The sequence below is a fragment of the Paraburkholderia sp. BL10I2N1 genome, from assembly GCF_004361815.1.
In the GTDB taxonomy this organism is placed as follows: domain Bacteria; phylum Pseudomonadota; class Gammaproteobacteria; order Burkholderiales; family Burkholderiaceae; genus Paraburkholderia.
The window spans coordinates 4055116-4071597 of the sequence record NZ_SNWA01000001.1 but is presented as its reverse complement, the minus strand read 5'-3'; the positions used below and the strand labels follow the sequence as shown (position 1 = coordinate 4071597).

14 protein-coding genes are annotated in these 16482 nt (G+C 66.1%); all 14 read left to right on the top strand.

Features of this window, described 5'->3' with window-relative positions:
* Window positions 1–4: 4 nt before the first annotated feature.
* Genes B0G77_RS18875 through B0G77_RS18810 form a run of 14 tightly spaced genes read left to right on the top strand, consistent with a single transcriptional unit; the run spans window position 5 to window position 16401 of the window.
* Window positions 5–925, top strand: coding sequence for a hypothetical protein (locus tag B0G77_RS18875; protein WP_133663479.1), 921 nt, complete (start codon window positions 5–7; stop codon window positions 923–925).
* Between the two features lie 50 nt (window positions 926–975).
* Window positions 976–1287 (top strand): hypothetical protein, encoded by a 312-nt coding sequence (locus B0G77_RS18870; protein ID WP_133663478.1) that lies wholly within the window; start codon window positions 976–978, stop codon window positions 1285–1287.
* Window positions 1288–1315: 28 nt separating this feature from the next.
* Window positions 1316–1531 (top strand): hypothetical protein, encoded by a 216-nt coding sequence (locus B0G77_RS18865; protein ID WP_133663477.1) that lies wholly within the window; start codon window positions 1316–1318, stop codon window positions 1529–1531.
* The gene (locus tag B0G77_RS18860; RefSeq protein WP_133663476.1) at window positions 1528–2010 is read left to right on the top strand and encodes a glycosyl hydrolase 108 family protein; all 483 of its coding nucleotides are present in this window, start codon (window positions 1528–1530) and stop codon (window positions 2008–2010) included. Before B0G77_RS18865 ends, B0G77_RS18860 begins: the two co-directional genes overlap by 4 nt.
* Window positions 2010–2591, top strand: coding sequence for a hypothetical protein (locus tag B0G77_RS43830; RefSeq protein WP_208116436.1), 582 nt, complete (start codon window positions 2010–2012; stop codon window positions 2589–2591). Before B0G77_RS18860 ends, B0G77_RS43830 begins: the two co-directional genes overlap by 1 nt.
* Window positions 2592–2593: 2 nt before the next feature.
* Window positions 2594–2935 (top strand): hypothetical protein, encoded by a 342-nt coding sequence (locus B0G77_RS18850; protein ID WP_166656091.1) that lies wholly within the window; start codon window positions 2594–2596, stop codon window positions 2933–2935.
* Between the two features lie 2 nt (window positions 2936–2937).
* A complete protein-coding gene (locus B0G77_RS18845; RefSeq protein ID WP_133663474.1) occupies window positions 2938–3426 on the top strand; it encodes a hypothetical protein in 489 nt (162 codons plus the stop codon).
* Entirely contained in the window at window positions 3427–5238 is a 1812-nt protein-coding gene (locus B0G77_RS18840; RefSeq protein ID WP_133663473.1) for a hypothetical protein, read from the top strand.
* Complete coding sequence (locus B0G77_RS18835; RefSeq protein WP_133663472.1) at window positions 5235–5450, top strand: hypothetical protein; 216 nt, start codon at window positions 5235–5237, stop codon at window positions 5448–5450. Before B0G77_RS18840 ends, B0G77_RS18835 begins: the two co-directional genes overlap by 4 nt.
* A gap of 40 nt (window positions 5451–5490) precedes the next feature.
* The gene (locus B0G77_RS18830) at window positions 5491–5925 is read left to right on the top strand and encodes a GNAT family protein (RefSeq protein ID WP_133663471.1); all 435 of its coding nucleotides are present in this window, start codon (window positions 5491–5493) and stop codon (window positions 5923–5925) included.
* Complete coding sequence (locus B0G77_RS18825) at window positions 5900–7261, top strand: hypothetical protein (RefSeq protein WP_133663470.1); 1362 nt, start codon at window positions 5900–5902, stop codon at window positions 7259–7261. Before B0G77_RS18830 ends, B0G77_RS18825 begins: the two co-directional genes overlap by 26 nt.
* A gap of 12 nt (window positions 7262–7273) precedes the next feature.
* Complete coding sequence (locus B0G77_RS18820; protein WP_133663469.1) at window positions 7274–8686, top strand: hypothetical protein; 1413 nt, start codon at window positions 7274–7276, stop codon at window positions 8684–8686.
* Between the two features lie 9 nt (window positions 8687–8695).
* The gene (locus tag B0G77_RS18815; RefSeq protein ID WP_133663468.1) at window positions 8696–16138 is read left to right on the top strand and encodes a PLxRFG domain-containing protein; all 7443 of its coding nucleotides are present in this window, start codon (window positions 8696–8698) and stop codon (window positions 16136–16138) included.
* A complete protein-coding gene (locus tag B0G77_RS18810) occupies window positions 16138–16401 on the top strand; it encodes a hypothetical protein (protein WP_133663467.1) in 264 nt (87 codons plus the stop codon). The genes B0G77_RS18815 and B0G77_RS18810 overlap by 1 nt, the downstream gene beginning before the upstream one ends.
* Window positions 16402–16482: the final 81 nt, after the last annotated feature.

Genomic DNA, 16482 nt, shown 5'->3' with positions numbered 1-16482 from the left:
CCTTATGGTTGTCAAAGTAGCTAACAACGCGTTCGGCACGCTTGCCGGTAACCTCACCAGCTCGCAGACGACGATCACGCTTGCGGCGGGGCAGGGGGCACGCTTTCCGGTGCTGCAGCCCGGCGACTGGTTCTGGGGCACGCTGAACAACGCGGCGAACAACATCGAGATCGTCAAGGTGACGGCCCTCGCGGGCGACGCCCTGACAGTGCTGCGCGGGCAGGACAACACCGCGGGCCTGGCGTGGACCGCGGGCGACAAGTTCGAGCTGCGCACGCCGGCCGCGCTCTTTCACGACTATCTCGACATCGCCACGTTCAACGCGACGATCGCGCCGCTCTTCACCGGGATCATCGCCCTGTGGAGCGGGTCGGTGGCCACCATCCCCGCGCACTGGCACCTGTGCGACGGCACGACCGGCACGCCTGACCTGCGCAACAGGTTTATCGTCGGCGCGGGCAGCACCTACGCGGTGGCGGCCACCGGCGGGGCGGCGACCTACAGCCTCACAGTCAGCCAGCTGCCGGCGCACGGCCACGGTGTTAGCGACCCCGGCCACGCGCACAGCGTGTACGACCCCGGTCACGGGCACGGCATCAGCGACCCCGGCCACGTCCACGGCGTCAACGATCCCGGCCACGTACACGGATGGTCGGACGGCTCAGCCCAGGTCTATGCCTATTCGGGTGGCGGCAGCGGTCTTTCGGGCGGCAGCACCGTCAATCGCGGCACGTCCATGAACGCCGCATCAGCAAATATCAGCATTGCGGCGCACGGCACCAACATCTCGATCCTGGGCGCGGGCAGCAACATCGGGATCTACGGGGCGGGCACCAGCATCTCGATCCAGAACACCGGTAGCGGTTCGTCGATCGAGAACCGGCCGCCCTACTACGCGCTGGCCTACATCATGTACACCGGCTAGGTACGCCTGTAAACTTTAACCAGCTAACAAAACCTCGTGAAGTGGCTAACATGGGTGATCCGATGGCAGTCTATTACTGGGTTTCGTTGGTTGCGACCCTTCTGTTTACCGCCATCCTCGCGGTCGTCGGCGGGTACGTCAAGAACACCCGTGACGACCTGAAGGACGTCAGGCAGGAGCTGGATGACCTCCAGGACGCGCACGGTGCGCTGAAGGTGACGGTCGCAGGCGAGTACATGCGCAAGGGCGACCTGCGCGAGCTGCATGCGGAGCTCAAGGCCGACATGAAGGAGTACATCGAACTGTTCCGCGAAGACCTGCGTAATCACATCGCACGCATCGAGGCACAGGTTAACAAGTAGCACCCCCTTGTAGATACATGGAGCACATATGTCGATCAGTCTGGAAGACTTCGTTGCAAAGACCGGCGCAGAAATGGTGGGCGGCCGGCTCGTCCTTGGCATTCAGGAAGACCGCCGTATCGTGGGCGACGCCGCGCCGACCTTCACGCTGAATGAGGAAGGCCTGCTGATCGCCAGCGAGCTGGAAGAAGGCATCGCGGCCGAGCAGGCCATCGCTGATGCGAAGGCAAAGGCCAAGAAGTGAGCAGCTTTGACGACGCCTTCACCGCGTTGATCGGCAACGAAGGGAAGTATGTCGACAACCCGGCAGACCCCGGCGGCGCCACGATGTGGGGGGTCACCGAGCGGGTGGCACGCGCCTCGGGCTATACCGGCGCCATGCAGGACCTGCCGCAGGACACCGCGAAGGCCATCGCCAAAAAGCTGTACTGGGACCCGCTGCACCTGGACGAGTTTGACCCGCGCGTCGCCTTCCAGATCCTGGACGCCAACTACAACGGCGGCCACTGCGTGATCTGGATGCAGGGCGCTTCGGGCTCGGCGGTGGACGGCCTCCTGGGACCCCACACGATCATCGCGGTTTCGAAGACGGACCCGCTGAAATTCATGATGCGCTGGAACGCGCTGCGCCTGCGCTACTACGTCTCGCTCAGGGCGTGGGTCACCTTCGGCAAGGGGTGGATCAACCGCATCGCCAACAACCTGCTCAAGGGAGCGCTGTAATGCCGCTGATCCCGATCGCCATGGCACTGGCTAACTTCGTGCCGATGATCGCCAACTGGCTGGGTGGCTCGAAGGCCGCAGACGTCGCCACCAAGGTGGTGGGCATCGCGCAGCAGGTCACAGGCCAGTCCGCGCCGGATGCGGCGCTGGCTGCCATCCAGGCGGACCCGAACCTCGAGCTGCAGTTCAAGAAGGCCATGCTCGACCAGCAGGTGCAGCTCGCGCAGATCGCGGCCCAGCAGGAAGAGGCCGAACTGAGCGCCGACACCACCGACGCGCAGACGGTCAACGCGACCATGCAGGTCGAGGCGAAGGCCGATCACTGGCCGACCTACACGTGGCGCCCGTTCGTCGGGTTCTGCTACGGCGTCGAGGGGCTGCTCACCTCGCTCGTCGTGCTGATGGCCTACGTCGGTGTGATGTATTTCCACGTCGATGCAAACGTGCTCAGCTACCTCCCGCCAATGCTGGGGTCGATGGCCGGGATCATGGGCGTGCAGACGGCTGTCCTCGGTATCGCTTCGTACTTCCGCGGCAAGATGCAGGCCGACCCGCGCGTCCCGACCGATAACCGGGGGTAATGATGATCGCGATCGCCACGCTGTACGTCTCGAACCTCTTCATCGGTCTCTGGTACTTCGCCGGCGCGCTGGTGTTCCTCTACCGCCCGAACGGCGATGGCTGGCTGCATAGCGTGGCCTACAGTTTCGACTGCCTGTGCAACGCGAGCGCGTTCGGCGATCCGCGCGAGACGATCAGCAGCCGCGCTGGCAAGGCACGTGCCGCCGGCCGCGGGTGGGGCTGCGTGCTCTGCGCGTTCCTGGGCTGGGTCGCGACGCTCATCGCCGGCAAGCCGGTTGACCACTGCGCGGAGTCCGTCGTGGCCGACGCGGGCCGCCGCGCCATCATCCCCGATGGGGAATAGCCATGCTGCTCCTCTACCCATTCTTCGCGCTGGGCTCGGTCCTGATGGGGGGCCTCACGTGGCTCCTCGCGCCGCTCCTCGCGATGACGACCGGCGCGGACGGCAACCTGCCGACGTACCTCTACTGGTTCCAGACGTTCGACGCGACGCTCGATGACTGCCGCAAGCCACCCTTCAGCTGGACGGGCTCGCTCGAGAGCACGCGCACGCAGTGGCTGCGGCGCAACCCCGGGTATGGCTTTGACTACTGGCCGTTTGGTATCGCGTTCGATGCAGCGCACTGGACGGTCGTCACCAACTCGGCCAGCTGGTTTTTCGCCTGGTCGCGCTATGGCGCGTTCTGTCTCAAGTACCAGGGCACTGGCGTACTCAGCCTGAAGCTGGGCTGGAAGGCCTGGGCGTACTGGCAGAACGATGCGTGGGCGGCACCCGCATACAGCTGGGGACCATCGCACCGCGCGCCCGTGTGTCTCTCATTCAAGTTCTGGTAAATGACCACGATCGCCATCGAAGGCTTCTCCGGCATCGTCCCTCGACTCGGGCCCTCGCGGCTCGGGCCGATGAACGCGCAGCTGGCGAGCAACGTGAAGATGCAGTCCGGCGAGCTGCGCCCCTGGCAGAAGCCCGTCGTCGCCTATACGCCGCTGACCACGGCCGTGCAGGCGATCTACCTGCTGCAGGGCCCGACGATCAACACGCGCTGGCTCACGTGGAACTGTGACGTCGATGTGGTGGCGGGGGTGCTTGCGGATAACGGCGACTACCGGATCTATTACACGGGCGCCACCTTCGCGCCGCGCAAGACCAACTGGGCGCTCGCGAGCACGGGCATGGGTCCGTACCCGGCCGCCTATTACGAGCTCGGCGTACCGGCTCCCACGGGGGGCCCGACGCTCACGCCGAGCTCGACCACCGCGCCTGCCGAGACGCGCGCGTACGTGTACACCTACGTCACCGTGTTCGGGGCGATCCAGGAAGAATCGGCACCCAGCCCTGCGGCGACGGTGAACGTCTCGAGCACCGGCGCGACGGTGACGGTGAACGGCTTCACCGCGCCCCCGGCGGGCAACTACAACTTCCAGTACATCAACATCTACCGGTCGGTCGCGGGCACCAGCACGGTCTCGTACCAGTTCGTCGCGCAGATCGCGATCGGCACGGCATCCTACGTCGATGCGCTGACGGTGACGCAGCTCGGCCAGGTGCTCCAGTCGACCTACTACACCCCGCCGCCCTCGGGCCTGCAGGGCCTGGTCGAGATGCCCAACGGCATGCTGGCCGGGTTTGTTGGCAACCAGGTGTGGTTCTGCGAGCCCTACAAGCCGCACGCGTGGCCCGTCACCTACCAGCAGGTGACCGAGTATCCGATCGTGGGGCTGGGGGTGTTTGGCAACTCGCTCTTTGTCGGCACGACCAAGAACCCGTACCTCATCACCGGCACCACGCCCTCGTCGGTGTCGCAGGAAAAGCTGCCGATCCTCCAGCCGTGCGTCTCGAAGCGCTCGATCGTCGGTGACCAGTGGGGCGTCGTCTACGCAAGCCCGAACGGGCTGCTCGCGATTGGCCCCGGCATCCAGGACGTCATCACGCAGTCGCTGTACACGCGCGACGAGTGGCAGCCGCTGAGCCCGGCCTCGATCGTGGGCCTGCTGTACAACAACATGTACATCGGCTTCTGGAACAACGGCACGGGGCCGACCTCGGCGTTCGTCTTCTCGCGTGCGGACACGCCGCCGCTCGCGACCTACGACTTCCCCGCCAGCTGTGTCTATGTCGACCGGCTGACTGGCAGGATCTATGCGGTGTCCAGCGTCGACAACAACATCTACCAGCTTGACGCTGACCCCCAGAACGCGACGATCTACCAGTGGCGCTCACGGCTCTACGAGATGACCGAGCCGACCAACTTTGGCGCGCTGAAGGTGAAGGCGGACTACAGCTACATCCAGGGGGGCATCGCCTACAACAACCAGATCTTTGCCAACGAGGCCTCCAACGCGGCGACCTTCGCCGCGGACGCCTCCACCTCGCTGGGCGGCTGCCTGAACAACACCGTCAACAACGCCCTGACGGTCGACGGCAGCAGCCTGATCCCGATCATCGCGACCGAAGACGTGCGCAGCATCCAGGTGACCATCTTCGCCGATGGCGTGCAGGTGTTCGAAGCCGGCATGACCTCCAATGACCCGGTGCGCATGCCCGCCGGGTTCAAGGCGACGACCTGGGAGATCCTCATCACCGGCAATACGGCCGTGCGCCGGTTCACGATGGCCACCACCGTTGGGGAGCTCAGACGCGCATGACCGCCCTGAAGAAACCGGCCGTGCCGAGTGTGCTGTCGCTCGATGCGCAGCTCGGCCGCATCATCGGGCCGCTGAAGGAGAACGTCGAGCTGATGACCGGGGTGCGCCCGGGTTCGCCCGTACTCACCCAGCTGTCCTCGACCGCGAGCACGGCGCAGATCATCGCGGCGATCAACACCATCATCCAACGTATTAACGCGGCCGGCGCATAGTGTTTAACGTGAGCAGGTTAATGCTTTAAAGTTAGCAGATATGATCGATTTCATTTACGGCGAGGACGCGCGCGTCACCGCATGGGTCGCCAGGCGGATCGGCGTGAAGTTCGGCGACACCACCGCGATTGGCGTGGAGCGCGACGGGGAGCTGATCGCTGGGGTGGTCTATGACCGCTACACGGGCAACGACATCTGCATGCATGTGGCAGCGGAGCCCGGCGCGCGATGGGCCACGAAACAGGCGATGTTCCGCTTCTTCGTCTATCCGTTTGTGCAGTTGAAGTGTAGTCGCGTGACCGGCCTGGTCGGCGCGAACAACCATGCGGCGCGCAGGTTCGACGAGCATGTGGGGTTTGTGCAGGAAGGGCTGCTACGCCGTGGAATGGAGGATGGCTCCGACCTGATCGTGTACGGGATGCTGCGCGAAGAATGCCGATGGATCTCTGATGAACCTGCTGCGAGAACTTGCTAACGCGAAGTACGGTATCTGGGCCAGGCCCCACGGCAAGGGCTCGTCGGGTGCCGCCACCCCGCCGTCGCCGAATCCGGGGATCACCGGCGCGGAGAAGCAGCTCGGCCAGCTGCAGCAGAACCAGATTGGCGGGTACACCAACACGTACATGCCGCAGATCCAGTCGGCACTGCAGGCGCAGAACACCAACACGCAGGCGCAGGAAGCCTACGACACGCAGCAGCAGCAGGTCCTCGCGAACCAGCAGAACGCGATGGTCGCCCAGCAGCAGGCGCTGAATGGCACGGCCAACACCTACAACAGCGCGTACCAGAACACGTACATGCCGCTGATGCAGAACATGGTCGACAAGGCGAACAACTACAACACCGAGGGCAACTACAACCAGCAGGCGCAGCTTGCGGTGGGCGACGTCAACGCCAGCTACAACGCGGCGAACCAGGCCACCCAGATGCAGATGCAGCAGGCCGGCGTCAACCCGGCCTCGGGTGCCTACCAGGGCATGTGGAACGCCAACCAGATCAACCAGGCCGCCAACCAGGCCGCCGCGGCCTCGCGTGCGCGCGTCGCTGCCCAGCAGCTCGGGTGGAACATGCAGAGCCAGGCCGCTTCGCTTGGCCAGACGCTTCCCGGCTACGCCGCACAGAACACGTCGCTCGGACTGAACTCCCAGTCGCTCGCCCAGAACGCGAGCGCACTCGGGCTGAACGCGAGCGGCCTGGCCGCCAACACCGGACAGCTTGGCGTGAACAACGCGCTGAACGCGAGCAGTGCTAACAATCAGGCGTACTCAACCTCGGGTAGCCTCGCGGCGGGCGTGGGCCAGCTCGGGCTTGGCCAGTACCAGGGCGACCTGCAGGGCTACCAGGCGTACAACCAGGCGAACCAGGCGAGTTCGGCCGGCATTGGCTCGCTGCTCGGCGGCGGTATGGGCATGCTGGGGTCGTTGGGCGGCTCGGGCGGCTCGGGCGGCAGCAGTGGGGGCGGCAGCAGTGGGGGCGGCAGCAGTGGGGGCGGCAGCAGCACGTTCAGCAACGTTGCCGGCGGGGCGATGTCGGGTGCATCGATTGGCTCGGCGTTCGGCCCCTGGGGCGCGGCCATCGGCGCGGTCGGCGGCGGCATTCTCGGTGCGTTCAGCCACAGCGGTGGCGGCAGCTCCAGCACCACAGGCAGCACCCCCTATGGGTCCAGCACCACAGGCAGCAACCCCTATGGGTTCACGACCGGCCTCGGCAGTGACTCGGGCGCGGGGTCGTCGCTGAATACCGGCTCGTTCGGCGGCTACAGCTGGACGAATCCTTCTTCTGGCGCCCTCAGTGGCGCCGGCTACACGTAAGCAGGGGCGAGTATGGGCCACATCGATTGGGGGGTTGCAGCGGGTGCCGCGATGAACAGCGGCATGAACGTCTACGACCAGATGCAGCAGAACCGTCTGCGGCAGCTGCAGTACAACGTCCAGAACAACCAGTACCAGCAGACGGTGGGGCTGCAGCAGGACCTTTCGCAGCTCGACCCCAACTCGCCCACCTATAACCAGGATGTCCAGACGGCGATGGCCCGTCACGGCCAGCCGCTGCAGGCGATGCAGTACGGCCGCGAGGGCGCGCAGGCGACGGGGCTCAACCTCGCGAACACGAAGACACAGGGCATCATGGATGCCGGCAAGGCGGCGCACGACTTCTATAACAGCGTGGATTCGGCGGTCAGCTCGGGCGACATCGCCACGGCGCGCAAGACCCTGCTCTCGCAGGCCGACCTGCAGGGCATCAAGTATCAGCTCTCGCCCGATGGCAACTCGCTCGCGCTGATGAACCCCAATGGCCAGCCGAGCGGGCAGACCTACGACCTCACGCATGCGCCCACGCTGCTCGCGGGGGCCGGCGCGCTGCAGAACGGCATCCTGCGCAACTCGCTGCTGGCCGCCGACCCGACCCTGCTGCCGCAGATGCAGACGGCCGATGCGTCGATGCTGCACGGGCAGGCCGCGCTGCAGGACTCAGGCACGCGCGCCTCGATGGCGCCGTCCGAGATCGCCCGCAACACGGGCGCTGCCAACCAGTCGAACGCGGAAGCGTTGATTGCTCCGCAGCGCGGCCAGATGTACGGCGCCCAGGCCGGCGAGATGGAGGCGCGCACGGGCCTCACTAATGCGCAGACCAACCTCGAGGACGTCAACCTCGGCACCGCCCGGGCCGCCGGTCAGCTGCGTGACCAGCTCAACGCACTCACGCCTGAACAGCTTGCCTCGCCGCAGGGCCAGGCGCTCGTGCAGAAATACCTGATGGTTTCGTCGCCCAACGGCATGGCCTACGCGCGTGCCTATGGCGGTGCCAATACGGCCGCCGCGCGCGTGCAGGCCCAGGGCAACCGCCCGAAGTGGATGGCCGACCCGAACAACCCGAACACGTATCTGGACCAGAACGGCGGCACCGTCGTGCAGATGGGCAAGAACGGCCAGATGAAGGTCACGAAGCTCGGGCAGGGCATGGGTGCGCCCGGTGGCAAGACCACCCCTAACGGCGTGCCGACCGCACAGAACGCGCAGGGGCAGACGGGGTATCAGGGCTCGGATGGCCAGTGGTACGGCAGCGAGCAGGAAGCCCTTGCGACCTTCACGCCCCAGCGTCAGACGGCCTTACCGCAAGGGGGCAACCCGCCGCCGCTGCCGCCGCCGGGCTATAACCCGCAGGGCGGGGGTGGTGCACCGTTGCCTGCGGGCATGCCGACGCAGCCGGGTCTCTACGACAACGCGAACTATTAAGGAGCGCGCGTGCCGATCCTTGAAGGGTTCCAGCCGGTAGGCGCCGGCCCTGCCCAGTCTGACCAGCAGTCCGGTGGCGTGCTGCAGGGGTTCCAGCCTGTCGATGCGGGGGACGATGACGACCATCCGCGGCAGAGCCCGTTCCGTCGCGTGGCGGATCTCGGCGTGGATGTGCTCAAGGGCGTCTCGGGGCTTGGCCAGGCGCTGAAGGGTCTCGGCAGCGAAGCCTCGGGCAACACGTCCAGCCAGGCGATGGAAGACTATCGCCAGATGCTCGCGCAGCACGGCATGCCGCTGCCGCAGGACCTCAACGGTGCCCAGCAGCAGGCGGACCTCTCACGTGACTATTCGGCCGCACGCCAGCAGGCCGAGCAGCAGGTTGAGCAGGCGCATGGATTCGGCCAGACGGCCGGTGCGATGCTGCGCAACCCGAGCACGCTCGCCGGTCGCGCGCTGCAGATGGCGCCGGGCCTCGCTGTAGGGATGGCCGCTGGCCCCGCCGCACCGCTCGTATTCGGCGCGCAGTCCGCCGGTGAAGCCGGGCAGAACGTGCTCGACCAGGACCCGAACAACACGAAGGGCATGTACGAGGCTGCCGGTGTCGCTGGCACCGTGTCCGCTGCAACCGTGGGGCTCGGCAGCAGGTTCCTCACGCCCGCCGCGACTGCACTCGGCACGCGCTTCGCGGGAGACTTCCTCGGGCGTGCCACCGCCAACGCAGTCGATCAGGGTGTGCAGGGTGCGGCGATGAACGCCGGCTCGACGGCCGGTGAGAACGTCGGTGAAGGCAAGCCATGGAGCCAGGGTGTCGGTTCGTCCGCGCTCGGTGGCTTTGTCGGCGGTGCGCTCGCGGGTGTCGGCATGGGCATGTTCCACGGCCAGCGCTCGGCGCTCCCCGGTGCGAACGAGCGGACGCCTACGGCGGATCCTGTCGAGGAAGCGCTCGACCCATCGCAGGGGCAGCAGGGTGACCTGTTCCCGATCAACCCGTACAACGTTGGCGGGCATGTTGACGCACTCAACGCCGGCCACGATACGGCGCTTGACGCAGGCCCGCAGGGTGACCTGTACGACACCCAGCCGTCGAACGGGGTGCCCGTCATCCGTCCCGGGCAGGGCCTGCCGGTGCAGGACATGATCGATCGCAACCTCGGCATCGGCCGTCCGCCCGCGACCACTGAACAGGACGTGCAGGCAGCGCTTGGCGAAGAGACGCCGTTCACGCTGCACGAGCCGCAGACCCAGGTTGAACAGGGGCCGATGACGCAGGGCAACCTGTTCGATATACGTGAGCAGCCGCAGGCCCAGGCCGCTGCCCAGCAGGCCCAGAGCGCGCAGGCGCGCGAGGGGTTGCTGCAGAGCCTCTTTGCGAAGGTCGGCCCGCGCGCAGACCTGGTGCACCCGGCACTTGGCGAGGTGGTGGTCGGCGCGCACGCGTTCGACGGCCAGGAGCATGGCACCACGCCGGACTACAACAGGTACGTCGACAAGCTGCTCACGAAGGAGGCGCAGAAGTCTCCGGTGCAGCACGACGCCGAACAGCTGCTCTCGGATGCCTGGCGCGAAGACCGCGTCGCCGCGCCCGACCAGCGCAGCACCGAACCGGGTCCGTACCCGGCGATGAGTGACATCGACAAGCTGGTGAGGCTGACCGGTGTCAACGAAGCGCCGACGCTCGCACAGGCGGCGGCGAAGATCGACATGGCGATCAACCGCCTGGCGAACTCAAAGGCCCAGACGTCGCTGGACAAGGTCCAGATCCTGACTGCGTGGCGCAACAAGATTCTTCATGGAGATGTAAATGGCCAAGATCGGAGCGGGACCGAAGGTGTCAATGCCAGCGGCGCCCAAGATAGCAACGCCCAACCTGGCGGGACCCAAAGTGTCGGCCCCGAAAATCGCGGTGCCGGCAGCGCCCAGGATAGCAGCGCCCCAGGCCCTCAAGGCCCCGCCGCCGCCGAAGGTAGCAGCCCCGCCGAAAGCGCCCAAGCCGCCGAAGTCGCCCAACTTCAAGGACAACAACCGGCAGATGTACAGCCAGGATCTGCCCAAGCCGGGCAAGAACAGCCTGTAACGCCGCCTGTCCAGAAGACGGGCGGTTTCATCCAACTGAAACGGAGAGGTGGAAATGGACAGCAACAGCAAGCCGCTGCCGGGGACGTTGCTGGACGACCCGCAGGCGTGGGACCCGTACCAGTTCGACCAGCAGGTGAGCTGCGACAACCGCTTGACGAGCAAGCAGGAGCCGCACGAGACAGCAGCGTACGAGGCGCGGGAGCAGCGGATAGCAGCCCGGCTGGGGATGCCGCTGTACCTGGTGGCGGACATGCAGCTGGCGGGACCGAAGCCCAGGAAGTAACGGATGCGCTCGCGCAGGCGCAGAAGAACAACACATTTGCGGGTCAGGCGCCGGGTGCAGGGCGTACCGTAGGCAGGACGCAACCGAAGGGTACGCCGGTAGGGAAGCTGTTCTCGAACTTTGCGGATAACGTAAAGGACACCCTCGGGGGGAAGACTGCTGTCCAGAAGCAGGCCGAGTTTCGCGCGCAGATGTTTGACCGCGCGAACGCAGATCCGAAGCAGTTCACCACTGACCCCGTGCTGACCCACACCGAGGATCTGGGCAACGGCCTGACGGCGCGGGTGGATGCAGCGAAGGCGGGTAACACGCGGGTGCAGATACTGGATGGCGACAACGTGGTCGGTGCCGCCCATATCAAACGCGGGATGCTCGACTCCATCGCAGTCACAGAAGACGCACGGGGGAGAGGTATCGGCGCGGATCTGCTGCGCTACCTCGATCGCAACAATATCGCCAACATCCACGAGGTCCCGGACCGCAGCCCCGGCTTCGTCAAGATCCAGAAACAGGTTCTGTCCGAGCCCGCTCCTGCAGCGCCGCAAGCACCAGCCGTCAAACCCGCACCGGCAACAACGGCTGACTCGGCGCAGAAGAACGAGGCGCGTGACCGGCTGTGGCGCGAGGCGCTGGCCGGCACGAAGAACGCTGAGCGGGATTTCAACATCCTGCAGGATCACTTCGTCAACGACATGTCGCACCGTGAGCTGGGCGACAAGTACGGGCTTGATCACTCGCGCATCACACAGATCGTCGGCGAGAAGAGCCTCGGCCCGAAGGTGGTCGCGGCAGCCAACCGGCTCGGCTACACGCCGGAAGACATCATGCAGCTCATGCATGAAGAGCCTGCCGATGTGCCGACCGGGGAGACGGCCTACGACGAGAACGAGCACGCGGCGAAGGCCGAAGACGCCACGCCCGCTTCGGCGGACGAGATGCGCGTCGAGGGCAACGAGCTGCATGGCGATGAGGACCGTGGCGTCACCCAGAGCATGGGTGTCGTCAAGTCGGCCGGTGGCTCGCAGTCGAAGTGGAAGGACACGGGCGACCTGACCGACCAGTGGCTCAAGGCCCAGAAGAAACTCGCTGCGATCGAGGCACCGGCGGGCAAGAACCCCGGCGCCGGGAACGCCTCCGAGAACGGTGGCCGTGAGGCGTGGGATGCGCACGGAGCCACCTCGGCGGACAACGTCGCCTATGACGACCTGCCGAAAGCCCTGCGCAACGACTGGGACGCGTTAGTCGCCAATGGCGACGGCTCGCGCGTCGACAGGGACAAGTGGCTCAAGGCCAGGACGAAAGTCGCCGAGCTCGAAGCGCAGGCGAAGCAGAACCCCGACGCCTGGAAGACCTCCGAGGACCGGGGCCGTGAGGCGTGGGAGGCACACGAGGCCACCGTGCCGAGCAACGTTGCCTATGACGACCTGCCTGAGTCGCTGCGCAGTGACTGGGATGAGTTCGTCGGGAACGGCAACGGCACGCTCGCCGACAAGGCACAGATCGTCAACCGGCTCGACTCCAACGACTACCCCGATGCGTACCAGTCGCGCAGCGCCGAGTTCCGCGGGGTGGAAGCGCGCTATGGTAACGTGTCGACCGTCACGGCGAACCTGCGCCACCTGGGTATCCCCCACGCGGTGGACTCGGTGGACCACTGGTCGGTCAGCCGTCTGCCCGATGGGGTGGGCGGTGAGATCACCCTGAACCGCGACGGCACGGTCAAGATCACGCTCAACGCCTCGGTGCTCCAGCATGGCAGCCCCGCGCTGGTGCAGCACGCGATCACCCATGAGCTCTGGCACGGCATCGACAACGCCCTGCATGGCGGGGTGTATTCGGTGCAGCCGGAGATGCGGCTTGAAGAGTTCGCCGATGACTGGGCGCCGGAAGGCAGCGTCGCGCGCGAGCTGCATGACCTCTGGTCCAACGACCCCACGGACGGTGCATTCGAGCAGTACTTCGACTACCCGCTCAATCGCGGACAACACCCTGACCTTGACCGCCAGGATGCGCAGGCGGAGCTGTTTGCGCAGCTCGGTTCGATGTACACTGACCCCCGCGGCCGTGCAATTCTCGAACGATACGCGCCCGAATCTTCCGCATTCATGCGCGAGGTGACCAACGATGTCCAGCAATCTCCAGAAGCGCTTCTCGCTCGCTCGGGCGATGGCGCAGAACAGCGCGCCACGGGTTTCGAAAATCGCGCAGCCGGCGAACCTGCAGCCGTTCGACTTCGCGAAGGCGGAAGCGGCGATGCAGCAACAGCAGACGCAGCCGGGAGCCCAGAGCGTAGCCTCCAGTCCCGTGGACCCGACTACGACCACGACTCCGTCGACGAACGCCGACCCCGCGCAGAACGTCTGATCTCGGCGCTGCCGGAAGGGCTCGCCTCGCCGGTCCAGCGCACCTACGACACCCTCGCGCACGCCGCGAAGCGCGGCACGCAGGCGCTCACGTTCGGTCACGATCTCGCTGACTGGGCGTCCTCACGTCTGGGCATGGAAGCCCCCCGCGAGTACATGGACCTGCACGGCGAGCAGGACGCCTACCGTCGCACGCTCGACAACCAGCTCGGTGAAATCGGCCAGAAGGCCTCGGCGCTCTCGCTGCCGCAGCGTGACATGGCGAGCACCTTCCTGACTGAAACGACGATGTCCCAGAAGTGGGGCTATGACCCCGCGTGGAAGTCCGGCGTCACCGTGGACCCTGCCACGAAGGCCCGCTTCAATGCGCTCCCCGCGTCGGTGCAGGAGGTTATCAAGGCGGTCAACGAGCACGGTGCCGCGCAGCGCTCGCAGCTGCGCGCGGCCGAGGAAGAGGTCCGCAAGATGATGGGGGCCGACGCCCCCAGGGTGGCCGGTGCAGAGATGCCCGGCCCCTACCTGCCGCTGCGCCGCCACGGCGACTATGTCGTGGAAGCCAAGTCCGCCACCTACAAGGCAGCGGAAGCGGCGGAAGACACGCCGCGCATGGACACGCTCAGGAAGGACCCGGACCACTACGTGTACACGCAGACCCGCACGATGGGCGAAGCGCGTGCACTCGCCAAGGAGCTTGAGGCGAAGTACGGTGCCGGCAACGCGCAGCCCATGGCCAAGGACGTGTACTTCAAGGACAGCCACGGTGCGAGCTGGCGGCAACTCGAACAGTGGCGCGCGAAGATGCGCGACTACTTCGACACCGGCACGCCGCAGGGCAAGGAGTACGCCGCTGCGATGGACCGCGCGCTCACGGACATGTACCTGCAGTCCATCGCGGACACGAGTGCACGCGCCGGGGAGCTCAAGCGTAAAAACATTCCTGGCGTGATCGCGAAGCAGGGGCTTGAGTCGTTCTTCCAGAACGGGCTGCGCCACAACCAGCTGGTCTCGACCATGCTGCACGGCGCGAAGATCGCCGACGCGATGAAGGGCATGGCCGACGAAGCGAAGCAGGGCGGCGCGCAGCGTCCCGCGCGCACCGACATCGTCAACGAGTTCCAGAAGCGGGCCATCGCGCAGGCGAACAACCGGCCGTCGCGCGTCATGGACAACCTGCTGATGTTCAACACGGCCTGGCGCCTGCTGACCTCGCCCGCGCACTACCTGCAGTACATCGCACAGCCTGTGACGATGGCGCACCCGATACTGGGCGCCCGACACGGTTACGGTGCAGCGTGGAAGGAGATGATCGGGGCGGCGCAGGATACGGCGAAGCTCGGGAAGGGGGGCAATGCGCTGAAGCTCGACGTGAGCAAACACGTGAGCCGCGTGGGGGACGAGCGTGGAATGCTCACCACGCTGCAGAGGCAGGGGGTACTGGATGCGGGTCATGAGTCGGAGTACGGCAAGCCGGAGGTGTTCTCCAGCAACCAGCTGACCCGGGCTGGTGCCACAGCGATGAACAAGGTGACGATGGTCGCGCGCGGTCTCGAAGGCTATAACCGCACCCTCTCGGCGCTGGCGGCCTACCGCCTCGCGCACGCTGACTCGCTCAACCGGGGCGGTGACGCTGACGCGGCGCACGCGGCCGGGACGAAGTTCGCCCGTGACGTGGTGCGCCAGGCGTACGGGGACTACTCGGCGGCCAACACGCCGCGCGCCCTCATGCCGGGTAACGCCCCGGGGCTGCCGGTGCGGCTCATGGCGCAGTTCCGCAAGTTCAACATCATCCACACGTCGATCGTCGCGCGCCTCGCGCACCAGGCGTTTACCGGCGCCTCGCCGGAAGAGCGTGTGGTTGGCGGGAAAGCACTGGGCTACATGGCGCTGCACTACGGGGTGCTGGCCGGCGCGATGGGCATTCCCGGCGCGCAGCTGCTGGCCTATGCGATCCAGAAGATCTTCAGCGACTCGGACGTACCCGAGGACCCGGAGTCGTACTTCCGCCGCGTGATCGGCGACAAGTTCCTGGCGGATATCATCCTGCACGGTGCCCCGGCTGCGCTCGGCATCGATCTCACGAACCGCATCGGGGCCGGTGACATCCTGAACCCGCTCGGTCGCGCCAACGTGAATGGTGGCAAGACCGCCGCGGATGACTACAAGTCGTACATGCTCGCCGCGCTGGGGCCGATGCTGGGTACCACGCTCCCGAATGTGCTCACCGGTGCCGGCAGGATCATGCAGGGCGACTACTACCACGGGCTCGAGCAGATGGTGCCCTCGGGGATCCGCGACGGGATGAAGGCGTATGGCCTCGCGGCCGATGGCCTCACCAACAGCCGCAACGATACGATCATCAAGCCAGAAGACATCTCGGCATTTGATGTAGCGCTGCAGGCCGCGGGCGTCACGCCGATGAAGATCGAGGACAGCTACCGGCGGGCCGCCGAGTTCCACAACGCGCAGACGTTCTTCCAGCAGCACTCGCAGCAGATGGTCAACCAGTACGCGAAGGCCTACCGCGACGGTGACTCGGCCACGCTGCGTGACCTGCAGGGTCAGTGGAAAACGATGCAGGAGCAGATGCGCAGCAACGGCCTGAAGCCCTCGCCGTTCTCCACGCTGCTGCGTGCGCCGATGAACCAGGGCCGGCGGGAGAACTCGATCGTCGGCGGGGTTGAGACGGGCCGCAGCCGGGGTGCTTACATACAGCAGCAGGGAGAGCAGTGATGCCGAAGATCCTGGAGCGGCTCGAGGGCCAGCTTGAGAAGAAGGGGATGGGCAAGTCGCAGGCCGCGGCGGTCGCCACGTCCTCGTTGCAGAAGAATGGGGTGTTGAAGAAGGGTACGCAGCAGCTCACCCCGAAGGGCGAAGCGCGTAACTCGATGACGGCCGCGGAGCGGGCCAGGGACCGTGCCGCGAAGGCGGCAGGAAAGAAACCGGCGGACTACACCTACAACCAGATGAAGAACACGGCGCGGCTGAAGAAGTAAAAAAGAGACCCCCCCGGGCTTACATGGCGAATTCAGCAGGGCTTCGGAGTGCATCATTCCCGCCGGGGGGATCTAAAAGTT